The sequence below is a fragment of the Morganella morganii H1r genome, assembly GCF_000633515.1.
Classification (GTDB): domain Bacteria; phylum Pseudomonadota; class Gammaproteobacteria; order Enterobacterales; family Enterobacteriaceae; genus Morganella; species Morganella morganii_B.
Genome location: NZ_AYMP01000046.1, coordinates 1 through 2,671 on the forward strand (window position 1 = coordinate 1; position 2,671 = coordinate 2,671).

The following is a 2,671-nucleotide window of genomic DNA, read 5'->3' on the forward strand; positions in this document are numbered from 1 at the left end:
CACCATTAGCGGCTGTGCATACCACGGTGCAGTCCACCACCCGGCCGCCATTTTTTACAAATATAAGTCCACCGGCGTAAATCGTCCTGCCGGATAGATACCTTGCCTGACTGCTGGTGGACTTATCTTTGTGTGAAGAGACAACGAAAGGAAAAACGCAATGAGCGAGAATAACCGCATGACAAGTGTACCGGACTTTCTCTCTGAGTTAGACGCCGGAGTGTTTGAAAATAAACTTTCTGCTGCACTGAACGAAGTCGCTTTCGGTACCAATAAGAACGGCGGTACCGGTGAAGTACATGTGATTTTTAAATTCACTCAGTCAGATGAAGACCGTGTGAAAATATCTCACAAACTGAAAATGGTTACCCCGACCAAGCGCGGTAAAAAATCGGAAGAGGATACAACCGAAACACCGATGTGGGTCGGTAAAGGTGGGAAACTCACTATTCTGCCGGAAGACCAGGGGCAGTTATTTGGTATTGACGGCAGTATCGACGGGAAATTAAAAGCCATTAATTAATTTCCACTTTTCAAATAAATCATTCCATTTACTTTTTATGTTTTTAATTAAACAGGAGCCTTTGTATGTCTAATTTAGACGGAGACGCTATTTCTCAGATTCAGAATATGGCTGTTGCTGGATTAAGTCTGGATGCTGTAGAAAAATCCCTCTGCCCTGCTGTTGTTTTGCCGGGTGATTTTAATGTTAAAAGCCTGGAGCACTTACAGGAAGGTCGCTACCGCTTCCGTGGAGCGATGGATACAACCAGTATCGCTGATTTTGTGAAGTATTCCCTGCAACACGGTGTTGAGGAAGGTGTCAGCTGCTTTATTGATGCTGATGAAATGGCTGCAAAAACCATCTTCAATATCGGTACTATCGGCGAGCCGGGGCATGCTGATAATACCGCCCAGGTATCACTGAAAAAAACATCACCATTTGAGTCACTTCTGCATATGAACGGACGCCGCTGTGGTCAGAAAGAACTGGCAGAATGGCTGGAAGACTGGCGCGATAACCTGATGGCATTTGATGCCGAAGGTAATGCTATTGATATTAAACAGGCAATCAATGCCGTCCGCAAAATTACCATTGAAGCAAGCCGCTCCGCAGATCATGAAGACCGTGATTTTGGTGCCAGCCGCTCCGTAATGGAAAACGTCGAAGCGAAAAGCCGTGATGTCATGCCTGCAGTATTCCAGTTTACCTGCACACCATACGATGAACTGTCTGAGCGTGCTATCAAACTGCGTTACAGCGTTCTGACCGGTGGTGATGTACCTGTGCTGGTACTGCGTATTGTTCAGCTGGAAAAACTGGAAGAGAAAATCGCACAGGAATTCCGTGATCTGCTGGCTGATAAATTCGAAGAAACTGAAATCCAGACGTATATCGGTACTTTCAAAGCATAATTATATTTCATGCCGCTTTAACCGGCGGCATTTTTATATTTCAGCACCAGGAAATTAATTACTTATAAAAAGTAACGGCTTTTTATTATCTAAATTGTGTGGATAGATAAATGTCATATATGGCAACCAGTACCGGAAAACATATTGATTTCACCAATATCACTCCGGCTCAGATTTGTATCGAAGATATCGCGCACGGCCTGTCGAATGAATGCCGTTTTGCAGGGCAACTGGAAAGTTTCTATTCCGTGGCTCAGCGCTCAGTATACGTCAGCCAGATTGTGCCGCCGGAATACGCACTGGAAGCCCTGCTGCACGATGCCGCTGAGGCGTATATCAAAGATATCCCCTCACCGCTGAAAGCCATGCTGCCGGACTACAAGGCCGTGGAAAAACGCATAGAGTCGGTTATCCGTGAAAAGTTCGGCCTGCCGCCGATAATGACCGTTGATGTTCACTACGCCGATCTGGTCATGCTGGCGACCGAAAAGCGGGACTTTGAAATAGACCCCGGCGGACACTGGCCGATGCTGGATTCAGCTCCGCCACATGATGACATCATTATCCAGCCACTGACACCACCGCAGGCATATCACCAGTTTATGGCGCGGTTTGAAATACTGACTGCAGAGGTATAGGCCATGAAAGAGCGCGGAGTAATTTTCAACTCAGAGATGGTTCGCGCCATTCTCGATGGACGGAAGACGCAGACGCGGCAGATTGTTAAATCAGTTCCGACTACTCACGACTTCCACGGCTGGATAATGTCCAGCACATGCGCGAAAGATGAAGGTAAAGCCGTCTGGGCTATCGGGGATTCGCCTCTACTTAAAGACCCAATTCGCCTTAACTGCCCACTTGGAAAAATTGGCGATCGGCTGTGGGTGCGTGAAACATGGCAGGGTCCGCTGGTTGATTATGAAAATGCCAATAAATTATATAAAGACCCGGAGCCATTTCAGACGATAAAAAACTGCGTATACAAAGCCGATGGCGATGCATGTCCTGAGTATTTTGATGCTGACGATAATCTTAGGTACGGATGGAAATCATCAGCACAAATGCCCCGCTGGGCTTCTCGCATACTGCTGGAAATAACCGGTGTTCGTGTTGAGCGGTTGCAGGATATCAATGAAGAAGATGCCGTAGCAGAAGGCGTTGCGCCTCTACACGGTGGTTACTGGAAGCATTACCAGCCTGACTGGACTCAGCACCAGCTTAGCGCGAGAGGGTCTTTCGTAACACTCTGGAATTC

At 47.1% G+C, this 2,671-nt stretch carries 4 protein-coding genes; all 4 read left to right on the forward strand.

Going from position 1 to position 2,671, the window contains the following annotated elements; genetic code table 11:
• Positions 1-160: 160 nt before the first annotated feature.
• Positions 161-523 (forward strand): hypothetical protein, encoded by a 363-nt coding sequence (locus tag U868_RS0120280; RefSeq protein ID WP_025154873.1) that lies wholly within the window; start codon positions 161-163, stop codon positions 521-523.
• A gap of 65 nt (positions 524-588) precedes the next feature.
• Entirely contained in the window at positions 589-1,416 is an 828-nt protein-coding gene (locus U868_RS0120285; RefSeq protein ID WP_025154874.1) for a YfdQ family protein, read from the forward strand.
• A 110-nt stretch (positions 1,417-1,526) separates the two neighbouring features.
• Positions 1,527-2,054 (forward strand): hypothetical protein, encoded by a 528-nt coding sequence (locus tag U868_RS0120290; protein ID WP_025154875.1) that lies wholly within the window; start codon positions 1,527-1,529, stop codon positions 2,052-2,054.
• Between the two features lie 3 nt (positions 2,055-2,057).
• The coding region (locus U868_RS0120295) for a hypothetical protein (RefSeq protein WP_025154876.1) at positions 2,058-2,671 on the forward strand (614 nt) is incomplete at its 3' end.